Annotated in this window: 17 protein-coding genes and 1 riboswitch; of the genes, 12 read left to right on the forward strand and 5 right to left on the reverse strand. The window is 34.8% G+C overall.

The features are described from left to right. Positions 1–15: 15 nt before the first annotated feature. The 3 genes from RWM19_RS00110 (at position 16) to RWM19_RS00120 (ending at position 7,286) form a co-directional block, all read left to right on the forward strand. Positions 16–2,061: an S-layer homology domain-containing protein gene (locus RWM19_RS00110; protein ID WP_313982460.1), complete on the forward strand. Its 2,046-nt coding sequence runs from the start codon at positions 16–18 to the stop codon at positions 2,059–2,061. Next, positions 2,058–5,303, forward strand: coding sequence for an FtsK/SpoIIIE domain-containing protein (locus RWM19_RS00115; RefSeq protein ID WP_313982462.1), 3,246 nt, complete (start codon positions 2,058–2,060; stop codon positions 5,301–5,303). Before RWM19_RS00110 ends, RWM19_RS00115 begins: the two co-directional genes overlap by 4 nt. Positions 5,304–5,588: 285 nt before the next feature. After that, entirely contained in the window at positions 5,589–7,286 is a 1,698-nt protein-coding gene (locus tag RWM19_RS00120; RefSeq protein WP_313982464.1) for a M3 family oligoendopeptidase, read from the forward strand. Between the two features lie 45 nt (positions 7,287–7,331). On the opposite strand, the gene RWM19_RS00125 is transcribed toward RWM19_RS00120, so the two are convergent. From RWM19_RS00125 to RWM19_RS00140, 4 genes are all read right to left on the reverse strand, one after another. Then, entirely contained in the window at positions 7,332–8,063 is a 732-nt protein-coding gene (locus tag RWM19_RS00125) for an amino acid ABC transporter ATP-binding protein (protein ID WP_313982466.1), read from the reverse strand. Positions 8,064–8,081: 18 nt separating this feature from the next. Then, complete coding sequence (locus RWM19_RS00130) at positions 8,082–8,837, reverse strand: amino acid ABC transporter permease (RefSeq protein WP_294021174.1); 756 nt, start codon at positions 8,835–8,837, stop codon at positions 8,082–8,084. Continuing rightward, a complete protein-coding gene (locus tag RWM19_RS00135; RefSeq protein WP_313982469.1) occupies positions 8,837–9,661 on the reverse strand; it encodes a transporter substrate-binding domain-containing protein in 825 nt (274 codons plus the stop codon). Before RWM19_RS00135 ends, RWM19_RS00130 begins: the two co-directional genes overlap by 1 nt. Positions 9,662–9,715: 54 nt before the next feature. After that, positions 9,716–9,884: riboswitch (Lysine riboswitch) on the reverse strand. Between the two features lie 41 nt (positions 9,885–9,925). Then, on the reverse strand, positions 9,926–10,693 hold the full coding sequence (locus tag RWM19_RS00140) for a tRNA 2-thiocytidine biosynthesis TtcA family protein (protein ID WP_313982471.1): 768 nt from the start codon (positions 10,691–10,693) through the stop codon (positions 9,926–9,928). Positions 10,694–10,752: 59 nt separating this feature from the next. Between RWM19_RS00140 and truB the strand changes: the two genes are divergently transcribed. The 8 genes from truB (at position 10,753) to rplT (ending at position 16,921) form a co-directional block, all read left to right on the forward strand. Further along, positions 10,753–11,595: a tRNA pseudouridine(55) synthase TruB gene (truB, locus tag RWM19_RS00145; RefSeq protein ID WP_313982474.1), complete on the forward strand. Its 843-nt coding sequence runs from the start codon at positions 10,753–10,755 to the stop codon at positions 11,593–11,595. Beyond that, on the forward strand, positions 11,595–12,521 hold the full coding sequence (locus RWM19_RS00150) for a bifunctional riboflavin kinase/FAD synthetase (protein WP_313982476.1): 927 nt from the start codon (positions 11,595–11,597) through the stop codon (positions 12,519–12,521). The genes truB and RWM19_RS00150 overlap by 1 nt, the downstream gene beginning before the upstream one ends. Continuing rightward, complete coding sequence (locus tag RWM19_RS00155; RefSeq protein ID WP_313982479.1) at positions 12,514–13,830, forward strand: RsmF rRNA methyltransferase first C-terminal domain-containing protein; 1,317 nt, start codon at positions 12,514–12,516, stop codon at positions 13,828–13,830. The genes RWM19_RS00150 and RWM19_RS00155 overlap by 8 nt, the downstream gene beginning before the upstream one ends. 12 nt (positions 13,831–13,842) lie before the next feature. Next, complete coding sequence (locus tag RWM19_RS00160; RefSeq protein WP_313982481.1) at positions 13,843–15,216, forward strand: hypothetical protein; 1,374 nt, start codon at positions 13,843–13,845, stop codon at positions 15,214–15,216. A 48-nt stretch (positions 15,217–15,264) separates the two neighbouring features. Continuing rightward, positions 15,265–15,591: an Asp23/Gls24 family envelope stress response protein gene (locus tag RWM19_RS00165; protein WP_006526442.1), complete on the forward strand. Its 327-nt coding sequence runs from the start codon at positions 15,265–15,267 to the stop codon at positions 15,589–15,591. Positions 15,592–15,766: 175 nt separating this feature from the next. Then, complete coding sequence (gene infC / locus RWM19_RS00170; RefSeq protein ID WP_006526444.1) at positions 15,767–16,315, forward strand: translation initiation factor IF-3; 549 nt, start codon at positions 15,767–15,769, stop codon at positions 16,313–16,315. Between the two features lie 11 nt (positions 16,316–16,326). Next, positions 16,327–16,548, forward strand: coding sequence for a 50S ribosomal protein L35 (rpmI, locus tag RWM19_RS00175; protein ID WP_006526445.1), 222 nt, complete (start codon positions 16,327–16,329; stop codon positions 16,546–16,548). A 16-nt stretch (positions 16,549–16,564) separates the two neighbouring features. Then, entirely contained in the window at positions 16,565–16,921 is a 357-nt protein-coding gene (rplT, locus tag RWM19_RS00180; protein WP_294021184.1) for a 50S ribosomal protein L20, read from the forward strand. Between the two features lie 87 nt (positions 16,922–17,008). On the opposite strand, the gene gltX is transcribed toward rplT, so the two are convergent. After that, positions 17,009–18,463, reverse strand: a complete 1,455-nt coding sequence (gltX, locus tag RWM19_RS00185; protein WP_294021186.1) for a glutamate--tRNA ligase — start codon at positions 18,461–18,463, stop codon at positions 17,009–17,011. Between the two features lie 123 nt (positions 18,464–18,586). Here gltX and RWM19_RS00190 point away from each other — a divergent pair, with 123 nt between their 5' ends. Continuing rightward, positions 18,587–18,814, forward strand: a complete 228-nt coding sequence (locus RWM19_RS00190) for a hypothetical protein (RefSeq protein WP_313982488.1) — start codon at positions 18,587–18,589, stop codon at positions 18,812–18,814.

Raw genomic sequence — 18,814 nt, forward strand, 5'->3', positions numbered from 1 at the left:
CTGCTTGTGTTATGTATGTTAGTTCCATTTGTTGGATGTAAAAAGAAGGTGACAGATACAATGACAAATGGAGAATGGCTAACGGAACTTACTGCACAAGCAGGCATCACATACTATCAACAAGAGGAACCGTATTTTTTAAATATAACTTCTAATTCGCCGTATTTTACTGTTGTACAATCATCTGTTGAATGGGAAGTATTAAACCCATCCAAAGCATTTAATCCATCAGCTACATTAACAAGAGAGATGGTTGCGTATACATTAATGAATCTTATCTCAAGAACACATGAGGGTTTTTCAGATACTATTAAAGATTTACAAGATTGTAGTTATCCAGATCAAGTCAAGGCTGCCGTTGCCAGTGGTTTGATGAGCCTTGATGAGCGACAACGTTTTCGTCCAAAAGATCAGATTTCAAAAGAAGAGGCTTTTGGATATTTAGCACAGGTTATTGATATTGTTAATAATCGAAAATTTACAGATACACAAACAACAGTTCAATTGAAAGATGACGTTCAGTTTGCGGATGATGAGCCGAAACAATTTGATGAAGAAGGATTAACCGCATTATTTGAATCAGATTCTTCTATAAGAAATGGAATGTATATCGTATATGATGATACATACTATCGTGTAGTAAATTGTGAGTATACAAATCAAGGAATATTAACAACTTTAGAACAAGTGAATATGGAAGATGTTATTGAACAATTTGATATTCAAGGTGGTACAGATTTAGAGTTTAATCATGCAAAAATAGTTGATGGAAATGGAAATGTAGTTCAAGAAGGGACAGAGCAAAGTCACTCTCTGTCCTTAATGTCAACCAGCTTAATCAATCATACATTCGAAATAAATGGCTTTCGAATAGCACTAAAAGGTACTACTAGTTCTCTACATGCAGAGGTTTCTAAACAATTGCAAGTTGGTGGACTGTTGTATGCAAATGCGGCATTAGATAATCTACATATTCAATATAAATGGGACAAGGATGAAGATAGAATTCAATACGGCTATTTGAAAGCAGACTTTACTACTTTAGAGAATATTGGTTTACGTAATGGTATGTATAAGGAGTTATATGGAGATTTCTCAAAACTAAATCCAAAAGATTTTATTAGTACCGTACAGAATATCTTTCAAACAAAACAAGAAGTTATAACGGATACGATTACATTATGTACGGTTAAGATTCCTATGCCAAATGCTCCTATGGTATCTGTTGTAATGAAACTGAATCTAAACATATATGCGACTGGTAAAGCTGAATTATCATTTGTACAAAATCATGTTTTGGGATGTGAGATTCGTAATGGTAATATGCGTATTATTTCTGATCATAGTAAGAAAGCTACCGCATCAATTCGTGCTGAAACAGGTATTACACTTGGTACGAACCTAGCATTACATGCATTCAATCAAAATATAATGGATGCAGAGATTGATGCAGGTGCGAAAGGGTATTTCCATACTAAAACATATCTCTATAACGAAGAAGGTAAAGCAGAACCATTTGATATTGATGTACAACCAGATCTTGTGGAAGAGTTATCTGAAGGAAATCCTGATATCAAAGTATGTACAGAACTAAATGCATATTGGCTGTGTAATTTAAAACTGAATAGTAGTAATAGCTTAGCAGGAAGATTTGGTTTTAGCAGAAATATTCCTATTCTTAGTGAATCAAATGCACCTCTGTTTCCAAAGGGGAAAGTTACCTATGAAAACTGGATGAGTGTTGATCATTGCAGTTGCGAAGATAGAGAAAAAGTACCAAATGTAGAAGCAATACAGGTGAAAAAGAGAATTACATTAAAAGATTATTCATTAATTTCTGGTGTTGGGGTCAGTACACGTATACAAGTGACAGGTCTACCAGAAGGATATACTGTTGAAGACTTAATTTATATAAGTAAGAATACAGATATCGCTGAAGTTAGTTCAGCGGGTGAAGTAATTGGAAATAAATCAGGCGGTACAGATATTGTGATACAAACAAAAGACAAAAAGCATCTCGTGCATTGTCATATATTGGTCGTTGAGATAAATCGGAAATGATTTTATATACTGAATATAAAGATGAACTATGCTTGATATTGGTTGATGAGAATCGAGTAGAACATACAGTATTCGGTTCTCATTTTACGTTATATCAAAAAGAAAATAGTGTTGTAATACAGCTTGTTGAAGATGGTGTTTCTTATCTGCTGCAACATGAACAATCGTGTATGATTTATGATATACGGTTTACAGCCATACCCTTACTACAAGGATGGAGCCGATTTAAGTCATATCTTTATCAAGATACAATAGTGATTGGTACAGTCATGAATGATATAACTGTTTCTACAGAGTTATTAAATCGAAACGCTATTACGATACATTTTGATACAAAACAAATTGAAGTAAATTCTTCCATTCATGCATATATGAATCATAAGCGTATCCATAATGCGATATATAAAATAGGAGATTTGCTAGAAACATATTATCTACGAATTCTATTTGAGGAAGATTTTATCATCGTAAACTATCCATCAAATACGAGTTGCCATTTAAGTAAGTTTACTCCTAAGACAACTATGTTATCTCCAATTCAATACGTAGATAGAACAACAATCTATCAACCAGAAATAATAAATGAATATACACTAACAGTAGATGAACCTGAACATATCAGTCAATATGAAAAAAGGTCTGTTATTTTCTCTATAGGACCAGCAATTACAATGAGTTTAGCATCCATGAGTGGAGCATCTATCTCCATGTATCGTGGATATATGAATGGTAGAGATATATTAGATATGTTACCGATGATTCTACTTCCAAGTGTGATGTTGTTAAGTACAATTATTTGGAATCCTTTACAACAACTACATGAGAAAAAAGATAATCAGAAAAAGATACACTTACGTAAAAATGAATATGAAGCTTACCTTGAACAATTAAAATCAAATATAGATAATATGCATCAATCATATTTAAATTCCGTTAAGAGACTATATGTAAATGATAATCAGTTACTACTGCAGTTATATCCAAAATGCATTTATCTTCCAATTGGTTACGCAGAAAGTGCCATTAAATTTGTTTTTGAAAAATCATTCCAATTTCAAAAAAGTGATAGTGCATTTCAACAACGTTTTAATGACATTGTAAGTTATGCAAGGTCGTTAGATGCGCCGTATTTTTTGAAACTTCAAAGTGGTGATCATGTTGTTTTACATCAATTAAATGAATTTACATTTGATGTACTTAGGTATATTTCTATGTCTTATCGACCGCAAGATGTAATAATTGCTTGTTTGATTGATACAAATGATTTTATTCAGTTTAGTTGGTTAAAAAAGATTCCACATATTTATCATAATGGTTCACGTTGTATTTCTTCTTCTATTCAAAATTTACGAGCAAAGACACAGAACTTCATTGGTATAAAAGTACTGTTTAATTTTACGAAGCAGTATCTTAGTGAATTTAAAGAATGGATTACATTTGATACTATTGATCACTGTCATATGACACATTTACTGAGTAAAAAGGGAGATGAAGTTACTGTTCTTGATCATGAACAAAAGACAGTACATCGGTGTAAAGATTTCTATAAATTCATAAAAGTTGATATTCAACAAACATTATTTCCTAAATATCATCATACAATTGACAACAATTATTCTTTCTTTTCAATGTATGATGTTGATACGATTGAGGAATTAAATATTAGTGAAAGATGGTGTCATAGTGATATAACAAAATCAATGCAAATACGTTTAGGGAAGGATGCATATCATCAACCAATATACTTTGATTTGCATGAATGTAAGGATGGACCACATGGATTAATTGCAGGTACAACAGGTAGTGGAAAGAGTGAATTAATTACAACATTACTTTTATCTCTAGCAATTTCTTTTTCGCCTAAAGACTTACAAATTGTATTAATCGATTTTAAAGGTGGTGGAGCTGGCTCTGTATTATGTTTAAAAGGTCATGAACTACCACATATCTGCGGCAATCTTTCAAATCTTGATGTGGAAGATATGAAGCGTTCCTTACATGCATTAAAGAGCATATGTTCCTATCGTGAGAAACTATTTAAAGAAGTATCTAATCAGTTTGGGTATCCTGTAATTAATTTAAATTCATATCGAAAAGCAATTACATCAAATACTGAATATCCTTCATTAGCTGAACTGGTAATTGTAGTAGATGAATTTGCTGAACTAAAAAGGGAAAGGCCAGAATTCCTTGATGAACTAATTGTTATTGCACGTGTAGGAAGATCGTTGGGTATTCATTTGATACTGGCAACACAAAAACCTGCAGGTGTTGTAAATGATCAAATATGGGCAAATACAAACTTCCGTATATGTATGCGTGTCGCAGATCGACAAGACTCAATGGAACTTCTTCATGATGCTAGAGCTGCTTCCTTACAAAGGCCGGGTGAATTCTATTTATCTAATGCAGGAGGAATTCAATATGGTATAGCAGGATACGCACATGCGAAAAAAGAATCGATTCGGCATATCGAAATCTTAGACCAAGAAGGAAATATTGAAGCCACTTCTTCCTTTCAAAAGCATCAGCAAGCTCAGATAACGCAAGTTTTAAATTTCATACGTAGATTACACCCTAAAAAAGTTAAACCATTATGGTTAAATCCTTTGCCGTTATTTCCAGTCGATGTTGATACAGAATTATCCATCGGCTATATAGATGATTACTACTTATTTGAACAACCAAAACTTATTTTAGATTTCAATCTTCATCATAGTTATTTGTTTATTGGAAAATCATATCAAGAAAGAGAGAATTTAATTCAGCTTTTGTTATATCGAATTCACGAAAGAAATCAACAAGTATTTGTGATTGATGATCTATTTTGTAAGAATGCAAAAGAAAAAAATATTATTCATACAGATGATGTAGAAACGATGCAAGAGTTATTTCAAAGTTTAGAAGATAGAAATGATTCATATTTGTTAATTACGGATTTAACAATATTTTTACAGAATGATTACTATAAAGAACTTCTAATTAAACTACTAGAAACAAATCAAAAGTATGATATTCACTTGTTAATATTAAATCAAAGTGTAGTAAATATACCGTATCGTATTTTAACGCTTATCTCTTCTAAGATAAGTTTAAGCAATGATAACGTGCAGGAAATACAAGCACTATTTTCTACAACTGAAAAATGTATCCAAAAGAAACCTGGCTATGGTTTGGTAATGATGCACCAACAGTTACTTGAATGTAGCTTCTTTCAAATGGGTGATAGACATGAGTCATAGCGATACTTTATGTATTTACATTCAGTTTCCAATTATAAAAAAGGAATATGAATGTAGAGTAAATTTAGACAATCATTTTCAGGATATTTTAGAACAGATATTTATTTTAAAGAATCAAGATTTTAGTTGTATATATCAGTTATCGAATCAACCAATCATTCAATGTGTGGATACGAACCAATATTGTAAATCTAACGAATCGTTAAGAACTTTACGTGTAAAAGATGGTATGACTTTCAAGGTTTATTGAACGGTGTTAAAATACTGGCATGGAGGCTTATTTATATGACAAAATTTAATGATATGAAATATACCCGTCCTGACTTTGAAGAAACAAAGGCCAAGATGGAAGAACTTGTTTCAGAGATGAAACAGGCGAAGGATGCCGCAACATTTCTAGACGCATTCTGGCGTATGAACAAGTTACGTCGTCATTTATATACAATGATTACACTTGTTAATATCCGTCACAGTATCAATACAGCTGATGAGTTTTATGATGCAGAGAATAACTATTGGGATGAGACAGGTCCACAGTATTCTGTCATTGAGAATGAATTAGTAAAGGCTGTATTAGAAGCACCTTTTAGAGAAGAATTGTTAAAGGAAATTCCAGAGACTTACTTCCAGTTAAGTGAATGTTCCATTAAGGCATTTGACCCACGTATTGTGCCGCTCATGATTGAGGAAAACAAACTGACAAGTGAGTATGGTAAACTAAAGGCTTCTGCGAAGATCGAATTTGATGGTGAGGTATTAAACCTTTCTGAAATCAGTGCTAAGGTTGATACACCTGACCGTGAAGTGCGTCGTAAAGCTTATGAAGCGAAGATGGCTTGGTTTAAGGAACATTCTGCTGAGTTTGATGAAATCTACGATAAGTTAGTAAAGGTACGTCATAAGATGGCGAAAGAACTTGGCTATGATAATTACATTCAATTAGGTTATTATCGTATGAATCGTTTAGACTACAACGCAGAGATGGTTGCAGGATATCGTAAGCAGATTCTTGACTATGTAACACCGGCAGCTGCTCGCTTATTTGAAAAGCAGAGAAAGCGTATTGGCTATGATAAACTTGCATACTATGATCTAGGATTCTCGTTTAAGTCTGGTAATGCAAAACCTCATGGTACGGCAGAAGAATTAGTAGATTACGCTGTGAAGATGTATCATGAGATGTCACCTGAAACTGGTAAGTTCATCGATGTAATGAATTCTAATCAGTTATGGGATCTTGTAAGCCGCCCAAATAAACAGATGGGTGGTTATGAAACTGAAATCTACGAATATGATGTACCATTTATCTTTAGTAACTTTAATGGAACATCTGGTGATGTAGACGTATTAACACATGAAGCAGGACATGCTTTCCAAGCATATCTATCTGATCAGATTGAATTAATAGATGTCAAATGTCCAACAATGGAATCTGCAGAGATTGATTCCATGTCTATGGAATTCTTTGCGTATCCTTGGATGGAATTATTCTTTAAAGAAGAAACAGAAAAGTATAAGTTCTCTCATATGGCTGGTACAATTACATTCTTGCCATATGGTGCATTAGTAGACCACTATCAACATGAAGTATATGAACATCCAGATATGACACCAGCAGAGCGTAAGGCGTGTTGGAGAAGATTAGAAAAGATGTATATGCCTTATAAGGATTATGAAGGTTGCGATATCTTGGAAGAAGGTACATGGTGGTACCAACAGGGTCATATTTTCGAAAGCCCATTCTACTATATCGACTACACATTAGCACAAGTATGTGCACAACAGTTCTATATCCGTATGGATAAGAAGGATCCTACATACTGGGAAGATTACAAGAAACTATGTAGACTTGGTGGTACATTATCTTTTACAAAACTTGTAAAGGAAGCAGGTATTCGTGTTCCGTTTGAAGAGGGGACAGTGAAGGAAATTATTACTTACCTAGAAAATCATCTCAATAGTATTGATGATACTGCGTTATAAGCAAATGAAAAGGACTTGCATGCATGCAAGTCCTTTAGTTATTATTTATAAAACAGCATTTAAGAACTCTTTAGTACGTTCACTCTTTGGATTTGTAAAGATTTCTTCAGGAGTTCCTTGTTCTTCAATCTTACCGTTATCCATAAAGATTACTCGATTCGCAACATTTCTTGCGAAATTCATTTCGTGTGTAACAAGAATCATTGTTAATCCTTCTTCTGCTAGTTGTTTGATGACTGCTAGAATTTCGTTTACCATTTCTGGATCCAATGCGGAAGTAGGTTCATCAAACAACATGATTTCTGGTTGCATGCATAGTGCACGAGCTATTGCGACACGCTGTTTTTGTCCTCCAGATAATCTTCTAACATCTGCATTTGCAAATTCGTGCATACCAACTTTTTCAAGATAATATAGTGCAGTTTCTGTGGCTTTCTGCTTAGAGACTTTAAGTACTTTTAACTGTGGCATGATACAGTTATCAATTACAGAATAATTTGCGAAGAGATTGAATTGCTGGAAACACATACCAACGCGTTTACGGAACTGATTAACATCTTTTATGGAAAGTACATCTTCACCAAATACATGAATCATTCCACTATCAGGTGTTTCTAACAAGTTAATACAACGAAGTAAAGTGGATTTACCTGAACCAGATTTTCCAATCAGGCAAACAACTTCACCTTGATCGACAGAAAAGTCAACGCCTTTTAATACTTCTAATGAGCCAAAGCTCTTATGGATATCTTTAATTTCTACAAGTGGATTAGACATTTTAACGTTTCCTTTCTATCATTCTTTGCCGCTGAACTTCATTTGTTCAGGTGTTGTAACGCTTTGTGGCAAGCTTGAACTAGTTTGATTTAGTTTCTTTTCAATTACGTTTAATATCATAGAAGTAACTGTTGTTAAGATTAAATAAATTAGTGCTTCAATAAAATAAGTTTCTGAGAATTTATAAGTTGTGCCAGCAATGGATTTTGCCTGGAACATCAGTTCTGTGATTGAAATAATCATTAGTACAGATGAGTCCTTAATGTTTACAATAAATTCATTACCGATAGCAGGGAAGGCATTGCGGATTGCCTGTGGCAAGATGACATTTAACATTGCTTGTCCATTTGATAAACCTAGAGAACGTGCTGCTTCCATCTGTCCTGGGTCGACCGACTGAATGCCTGAACGTACGATTTCCGACATATATGCACCTGTGTTAATGGAGATAACAAAGATAGCTGCTTGTAGATTTGTCCAATGAATGACATTTAATAGTGCATAGTAAATAAATACAGCTTGAACCATCATTGGAGTACCACGGAAGATACCAATATAAATACTTGATAATACTTGGAAAATTTTCTTTAGAATTTTTGCAAAGATAGGAGATGTACGATCTACTTTTACAGCACGTAAACCACCAATAAATAAACCAATCACAAGACCAATAATCGTGCCAGATAAAGCAACGATGAGCGTTGTTTGTATACCTAGTAATAGACTAGGCCAGTAACGTATCAATAATTCGATAATAGTATTAATGAATTCCATTATTTGTTTACCGCCGGTTGTCTCTTTACAGCTTCTAACATAATTTGTTGACGTTCATCTTCAGAAATTGAATTCAATGCTTTTTGAATCTTATCCAGTAATTCTGTATTACCTTTCTTAACCGCGATAGATACCGATGTATCTGCTTTAAATCCATGGCCTTCTTTGAATGTTACATATGTTAAATCTGGATTTGATGCGACAATTCCTTCAGCAACAGGTAGTTCTGCAGTAATCGCATCACAACCGTTGTTTAATAAGTCATTCACAAGGGAAGGATAGTTATCCATTGCAGTACCATGGTTAACACCTTCAATCTGATCGATGATTGTATCGTAAAGAGTGTTTAATTGGCCCTTAACTGTTTTGCTTTTAAGATCTTGGATATCTGTAATGGATGTAAGTGAACTATCTTTACGTACAATCACAACTTCTTGACTAGTGTAGTATGGATCTGTAAAGTCAACAGACATCTTACGGTCATCTGTAGCAGTCATACCTGCAATGACCGCATCAATTTCATTGTTTTGTAAACCTGGAATTAAATTATCCCAGTCATATTTTACAACCTCTAATTCCATACCCAATGAATCCGCAACCTTCTTTGCGATTGCGACATCATAGCCATCGCAATAGTCTACTGTTGAAATCTGTTGTGTGTATTCATTTGCAGTTGTTGTAGACCAGTTGAATGGGGCATAGTTACATTCCATACCTACTGTTAACTTATGATCGTCATGTGTTTCTTTTGTGGATACTGAACCACAACCTGCTAGTAATACGAGGGATAACGCTGCTACTGATACTTTTCTAATCATGTTCATAAATATTCTCCTTATAAAAAAACCCGCATGCTATCACATACGGGTTCTGTGTCCATAAGTCATAGCGCCACTTCATTTCCATGAAGGAGTGATATAGATGTTCTCTATATCCCCACGAGATAAACTTGCCAGTTTATACGTTCGGCGACGGTTACCTTTCATACATATCATTGCTTGCCAGCTCCATGCATTACTATTTTGCGTCGCTACCTCTATTCGGTTTTTATTGTTTATATGTTCTTACATTTGAAATTGAATGTCAAGTTATTTGTTTGATTTTTCCCATTCTTCGCCTTTGACCCATAGTTTAATTTGTTCTTGATTAGATAGGGAAGTTAAGAAGTTCTTTTTTGCGAATGGATAGGTTTGGTAAATACTCGCAAGTAATTCTTTAGTGTCTTGGCGCTTTGTAAAGCCGTCATTAGGACAGGTGCTCTTAACAATTGGCAATTGTTCTTGTCTAACAGTATTTTTGATTTCATCCTCATAGACATATACAAACGGACGGATGAAACCCATACCAGAATTTTTTAGATACATTGCAGGTGTGAAAGTCGAGATACGTCCTCCATAGATCATGTTCATAAAGAGGGTTTCGATTGCATCATCTGCATGGTGGGCAAATGCAGTTTTATTACAGTTGTATTCTTGCGCTGCTTTAACGATTGCTCCTTTTTTTAGGGTAGAGCAAAGAGAACACTGGATATTTCCGTTTTTCTTATTTGGATGTAACTGTAAAATATCATAGAGTTTTGTCGGATAGTCAACATATTCGATATCATGTTCCTTCATAAACTTACGTACTTCTGTAAAGTCCATATCAGAAAAGCCCATCTCAAGATGTATTCCAATCACGGAAAATTCTTTCCCACTTATACGCTTTGCGGCTTTTTGGTAAATAGACAATGCATATAATAGTAAGATACTATCTTTCCCACCGGAGACACCGACACAAATACGGTCTCCATTTTGGATTAAGTTATAATCTGTATCTGCTTTATAGATAGCACCAATAATCTTTTTTAATGACATAATTTAAGCTCCTCAAACTTTGCTATTATATCATGATGTTGCTATAATATTAACGCAATATGGATGCAGTAATACTACTAAATAAACCGGCTGGAATGACATCGTTTGATGCTGTTGCCAAATGCCGTAGGATATTTCATGAACGTAAGATTGGCCACACAGGGACACTAGACCCTGAAGCTTCTGGCTTAATGATTATTTTGCTTGGTAAATATACCAAGCTTTTACCGTATTGTGTAAAGAACCACAAAGCATATCAAGCTACATTAAAACTAGGTGAGATGACAGATACTGAAGATATCTGGGGAACAATTATTAATACAAAGACTCCATCAATCCATACAGAAGCGGAAATCGATAATGCAGTTCAATCCTTAACTGGTGATATTTTACAAGTTCCACCAATGTATTCAGCACTCAAAAAAGATGGTAAGAAACTATATGAGTATGCTCGTCAAGGAATTGAGATTGAGCGTGAAGCTAGATCTGTACATATCTCTTCACTAGAAGTAGAGAAGATTGATGAAATCAATTATCGAATGAATGCAGTGGTATCTTCGGGTACATATATTCGTACATTAATTACGGACTTTGGAAAACAATTAGATGAACTTGCAATTATGTCATCATTAGTCCGTACTAAAATAGAACATCTATCCCTAAAGGATGCTTGTACATTTGAAGATTTAGAATCTGATGTCTCATTCTTATCACCAATACAGGTCATTGATCCAACATATAAGATTGTTGAAACGGATCGAGTGGTGGATATTAAAAATGGTAAGCGTATCAAATTAGATATCCGTGATCCACAAGTTATCTTTACATCTAATGGTGAGTTGCTTGCGGCTTATGCATTGCGAGAAGATGGATTGTATCATTGTTTAAGAGGTTTATTTTAATGCGTGTAATCAATATTGGAGTTCATACAGTACAAAAATATCAAAATCCAATGTGTGCTTGCATTGGATATTTTGATGGTATGCACTTAGGTCATCAAGCTTTGGTAAAGGCGACAGTAGCTCTTGCACAAAAACATAGCTGTGAATCTGCACTAATTACATTTGAACCAGACCCATGGGTAACTATCAAAGGGCTAAAAGATGTAAAGCACATCACTACCATGCGACAAAGAATTAATCGTGCAGTTGAACTCGGAATTCAAAATATTATCATTTTAGATTTTGATAAAGAGATGAGTGAACTTTCACCAACTGATTTTATTCATAAGACTCTTGCAAAGTTAAATTTAAAGGGTATTGTTTGTGGTTTTGATTTTCACTATGGATTACATGGTGCAGGTGATTGTAATACGCTAAAAGAAGAGACGGATTATGATGTCGTTGTTGTAGATGCGGTTGAAGATGAAGTGGGTAAGATTTCTAGTACGCGTATCTGTGATGCGATAGTGCAAGGCAATATGCCAGCGATAAAAAAGATGCTAGGACAGTACTATAGCCTTGAAGGTATCGTTCGTTGTGGTCATCAACAAGGCAGATTGATGGGTTTTCCGACGGCGAATATCGACTACTCGGATGAATACTTGTTACCGAAAGAGGGAGTGTATGCAAGCATGGTGGAAATTGATCATCATGTGTATGGTGCAATGACGAACCTTGGTCATAATCCAACGTTCAATACTTCTGAAAAGTTATCTTTAGAAACATATATTATTGGATATAGCGGTACTCTGTATGGAAAAATTCTAAAGGTGCAGTTATTAGAATACTTACGTCCTGAGATTCGCTTTAAGAGTCGTGAAAATTTAATTTTGCAACTTGAACAAGATGTTAGAGACATTAAGAAAATATTATTAAAGTATGAATGAATTATTTTTAGAACGAATGAAAGAAATGCTAAAGGATGAATATCCGGCATATCTAAAAAAATTAAATAATCCAGCACGAAAAGGGATACGTATTAATACTCTTAAGATTACGCCGGATGATTTTTTTGCGAATACAAATTTTGATTTAGAAAAGAGTCCATTTGCAAAAAATGGATATTACGCAAATATAAAAAGTGGTGTCGGTTTTACGCCTGAGCATATGGCTGGATTCTTTTATATCCAAGAACCTAGTGCAAGTTCAGCAGTCACAATTTTAGATCCTAAGCCAGGTATAAAGGTTTTAGATATGTGTGCAGCACCAGGCTCGAAATCTACGCAAATTTCTGAAATGTTAGAACAAGAAGGCTTACTTGTAGCAAATGAGATTCATGCTACCCGAGCACGTATACTTTTAGAGAATATTGAACGCTGTGGTAGTGCAAATACAATTGTATTGAATAATGATCCTAAAGATATCTCTAAAGCATTTCCAGAGTTTTTTGATATGGTACTCTGTGATGCACCATGTTCTGGTGAAGGAATGTTTCGCAAAGAAGATCAAGCAGTAGAACAATGGAGTCTAGAGAATGTACAAGCATGTGCTGTGCGTCAATCGTGTATCTTAGATGAAGCATATAAGTGCTTAAAGCCTGGTGGAACAATGGTTTATAGTACCTGTACATTTGCAATGGAAGAAAATGAAATGTGCATGAAAAAATTTATGCAAGAACATCCAGATATGCACCTAGTTCCAATTGAAGTCGATTTTGGTAGAAAAGCATTTGATCTTGGAAGTCATACTGATTACGCAAGAAGAATTTTTCCGATGGATGGTGGCGAAGGTCATTTTATTGCGAAACTTCATAAAGATGGTGAATTTACAGAATCAACAAAAAAGATAATGCAATCGCAACCATTACCAAAGGAGGCTAAAGATTTCTTTGATACATTATTTGTAAAGCAATATCCATATTATTTTGTAAAAAATGACAAGGTATATGGCGGTATTCAACCATTCTATGAAGTTGGTAAATGCCATTTACTACGCCATCAGGTTTTTCTTGGGGAAATAGAAAAGAATCGCTTTACACCAAGTCATGCACTATTTATGTCAGCCTACACAAAATTTAAAAATACGATTAATTTAGAGGAAGAAGATGTTCTACGATATATGCGAGGGGAACAATTAAATCTTTCTTGTAACAAGGGATGGTATGCAGTGTGCTATCATGGTGTTGTGATAGGTGGTGCTAAAAGTGATGGTACTGCTCTAAAGAATAAATACCCAAAAAATTTACGTTTACGATGAAAGGATGAATCCATGAAATTAGACTTATTTTCTTTTATTGATGAAACGATGGCATATTATAAAAGTAAGAGTGCGATATACCAATACGCAGAAGGAAAGCTAAACCAATTCTTTTCAGATGAATTTTTAAATGGAGAAGATCCGGTTATTTCTTTACGTTCTAGAATCAAAGCGGAAGATAGTTTAAAAGAAAAGTTAATTCGAAATCAATTCTATCTTCAATACGAAGCTGGTAAGGATGCAATCTCTCACTTAACTGATTTAATTGGGATTACGATGCAATGTCGTTTTATTCGTAATGAAGATCAACTATATAAAACGTTATTTAATAAATTTACACGAATGAAGGGAACACCTTACTTTGTGGCAAATCATAATCCAGACATTTTTATTGATTTAAGTGTTTTTCAGCCACAGATACAGCGGAATGGTTTTACAATTTATCGAATAGATGGTTACTACACTTTTAATGATGAAATCATACGTTTCGAATTACAGATTAAATCACTCGTGCATGCATTTTGGAGTGAAATTGAACATGAAGTTGTCTACAAAAATCCTGATTTTATACTTTATGATCAATTCAATAAAGATATGTTAGGTGCGATACGTGATAACTTAGATGTCGTTGATAGACAACTTGAAATCATGTATGACGAGATTAGTCATCAAAGCAAGCAGACCCAGATTGGTATGGATGAAGTTGGTTTTAAGCAGTTTGTGGCGCGTAGTATTAATGAATTAGTGAACCGTAAGATGAGAGAATCAGTTGGGTTTACGTCTGACTTTAAGAAGTGCTCTGCAATGATTGCACAGTATGTGTATGTTCGTGACTTCATCAATGGAGAACACAATAAAGAAAGAATGATGGATTATCTAGAAACGCTCAATATGCTTGCGACTAGTAAACTTGATTTATCAGAAGAGATTCATCTTGAAAGAGAACATCAAACCAATGATGAATTCTGTAGAATCTTTGCGAAATATTGGCAAGAACAGTTAAACTCGAACTTCCAATGGCACATATTCTTTGCAATGTTATTCAGTATACAGCCAGGTAGTAATATTGATGATTTCACAGATTTCTGTATCATCATCAAACGTTTGCTTATTGAACCAAATTGGTATCGCAACACATTCAAGCAGTTTGATGATGACAAAGCACTTGCAATCCAGAATGAATTAGAACTCGTTTTAGCTAACGCACTTGTAGCGATAGATGATATTGAAATTGTTCATGAAGATAAGGTGTATTTGTGTATGCAAACATTCCGTCATTACGTGACACAATTAGAGAATGAATACGATGATTACAAAGAATTCATAGAGTACTATGACAAAAACAAGTTAGAACTCGCTAGGTTAATTACGGATCATTTCCATTGAACCTGATATTTTGTTATAATAAACTAGTAAATATAAGAGGTGAATAACATGGCACAAGATTATGTTGTTTTAAATGAGAAGAATGAAAATGGCTTAATAGCTATTAACAAGACAGTATTTAAGTCAATTGCAGAAATTAGTATTGATGATATTGAAAATGCAATTCGTGTACCACAGGCACGCTTTACAAAGCCTTTAACTGTAAAGGTAGATGATAACCAATTACACATCACTGCAGATATTAAAGTGAAGTATGGCGCTAATGTGGCTGCTACATGTGAATTAGTACAGAATAAGATATATGAGAATATCGTTTTTATGACAGGATTTAAGCCTGCAGATGTGACGGTAAATGTCATTGATTTTGAAATCTAGTATTGACATTTATAAGGAAATTTAGTTAAATAGTATAGGAATTTGAAAAACGGAAAGAAGGAGCACCGCTTCTCACCTGATATCCTACGGATTTGGGTATATGCCGAGATGATCAAAATGATTATTTTAGCAGGTGCAATCTTCGTACCTGCTTTTAAATTTATAGGAGGTTTACTTGGGTAAAATTAAGAATAATAAAAACAGAAGACCAGAGTCTCATGACATGGTTAATGACGACATTCATTTCAAAGAAGTACTAGTAATTGGTCCTGATGGGGAACAACTTGGCACAATGTTACGCCGTGAGGCTTTAGAAAAAGCATACAGTATGGAACTTGATTTGATGTGTGTTGCGCCGAATGCGCCAGTTCCGGTATGTAAGATTCTTGACTATGGACGTTACCACTTCGAAGATCAAAAGAAGCAAAGGGAAGCTAAGAAGAATCAACATGTTACAGAGGTTAAGGCGTTACGTCTTTCTCCAGTTATTGATCAACATGACTTTGAAACAAAATTAAAGCGTTCAAGAGAATGGATTGAAGCTGGCCAAAAAGTTCGTATCGATATGCGCTTCCGTGGTCGTATGATTACAAGACAGGAAGTTGGCCGTGATGTTTTAAACAAGTTTACTGAGCAAATTTCAGATATAGCAGATGTAAGTAAATCCGCCGCTATGGAAGGTAATACATTATCTGTTGTATATTCACCAAAAAAAGGTAAGTAAAGGAGAATACTATGAAAGCAAAAGCAAGAAAGCCAAAGAAGATCAAAATGAAAACAAAGAAGACCTTCGCTAAGCGTAGCAAGCTTACAGCAACAGGCAAGTTGAAGGTACAGCACAACTTCGTATCACACTTTGCAGCAAACAAGACACACAAGCAGAAGATGCATTTAGCTAAGTCTACAACTGCACACAGTTCCGATTTAAAGCGTACTAGACAGTTGTTGCAAGGTTAATTAGGAGGTAAAGAAGATGAGAGTAAAGGGATCAACACCTACACGTAATAGACGTAAAAAAGTATTAAAACTAGCTAAGGGTTATTTTGGAAGTAAACACTTACTTTACAGAACAGCCCATGAGCAAGTGATGCGTTCTCTCCGTTATGCATATATCGGAAGAAGACAAACTAAGCGTGAAATGCGTAAGCTTTGGATTGCTCGTATTAACGCAGCAACAAGACAGTATGATTTATCATATAGCCAGTTCATGCACGGTCTTAAGTTAGCAGAAATTAATGTTAATCGTAAGATGCTTTCTGAAATCGCTATTCATGACGAAAAGGGATTTGAAGCATTGGTTGACGCAGCTAAGAAGGCATTAGCTAAGTAAGAACTTTAACCGATTTCTATGAAGTCGGTTTTTTATTTGGACATGAGAAAAGGGATGGTATCACTTGGATATCATCCCTTTAAAGATTTATTGTTCAAGTTGCTTGATTGATAATTCTAGACGGCGAAGAGTTTCTTCTTTACCAAGGATAGAACTGATTTCAATCGCACCACCTGGTGTAAACTGCATACCTGTAATTGCTAGACGCAATGGGAATAGAACTTGTCCATTCTTCATTTCTAACTTAGCAGGTAAGGCAAGTAATGTTGTATGTAGTGCTTCTTCCGACCAATCTTCTTGATTCTTTAAGGCTTCATAAGATGCTTGTAAAGACTTTAGAGCGATAGTTGGATCTGTCTTCATCTTCTTATTAATGAATAAATCATTGGAATAAGAAGGGAAGTTGTCAAAGAATGTTAACATCTCTGGAATTTCAGCTAATGTTTGAGCACGTTGTTGTAAGATAGCAGCTATTTGTCTGCGGTTAAAGTTGCCTTTTACTGCTTCATCAATATATGGAGTTACTAACTTCTCGTAAGAATCTAGGTCCATATTTCTTAACCACATACCATTAACCCATTTAAGTTTTTCAGGGTCAAAGATGGCACCAGAAGTACCGATATGCTTTACATCAAAAGCTTGTACTAATTCATCAAGTGTGAAGATTTCACGATCTTCCGATGGGGACCAACCTAATAAAGCAATGTAGTTTAAGATAGCACCAGGTAAATAACCCTTAGCAACTAAATCCTGGAAGGATGCGTCACCGTTACGCTTAGATAACTTGGAATGTTCGTCCTTCATCACTGGTGGACAGTGAATATATCTTGGGATGTCCCAATCAAATGCATTATAGATTAAGTTATACTTTGGAGTTGATGACAGATACTCCATACCACGTACAACATCTGTAATGCCCATTAAATGGTCATCAATAACGTTAGCAAAGTTATAAGTAGGGAAGCCATCACTCTTAATTAATACCTGTTCATCTAATGTATTATTTTCAACAGTGATTCGTCCAAATACCTCATCATCAAAGTATGTTGTTCCTGTTTCAGGAATTGTTTGACGTATAACAAACTTTTCACCAGCTTCAATTCTGGCTTCACATTCTTCGACGGTTAATAACTTACATGGATCATCAAACTTAAAGGATTCACCACGAGCTTCCTGTAGTTCACGTTGCGCTGCAATTAATTCTTCATCGCAGAAGCAATAATGCGCTCCACCACGTTGAATGAGTTCCTTTGCATATTTGAGATATAGACCACTACGTACACGTTCAGATTGTACGTATGGTCCAAAGTTACCACCATTATCTGGTCCTTCATCATGCTTTAGACCGCAAGCTTTTAATGTGTCATAAATAATATCTGTGGCACCTTCTACCAAACGACCTTGGTCAGTATCTTCGATACGAAGGATATAAACACCTTCAGGGTCTTTTTTCGCCACTAAGTATGCATATAATGCAGTACGCAAATTACCGATATGCATATAGCCGGTAGGACTTGGTGCAAATCTTGTTCTAATAGCCATTGTAATACTCCTTTTATTCTTATTTATTTTACGCTTTTTATGTACTTATAACAATGCAGAAAGATAATATTAAATGCGTAATTAAACGTTTCTTGCTAAAATACTATAGGAAATGAGGTAAATATGAAGGAAATCGATTTAACAAAATCAGTTTATGAACTAGCAACAACAATTCCTGAGTTCTTAGATATTATGGATACCTTAGGATTTGGCGGTATGCGTCATTGCGTAGATGAGAATCCGCATACGAAGATTATGACTCCATTAATGGCAGCAGCTAACCATGGTGTTGACCCATCTATTATCGTAAAAGCATTCCAGGATGCTGGATTTACAGTTACAAACCAATAA

The sequence above is a fragment of the uncultured Solobacterium sp. genome (assembly GCF_963517755.1).
Classification (GTDB): Bacteria; Bacillota_I; Bacilli_A; order Erysipelotrichales; family Erysipelotrichaceae; genus Bulleidia.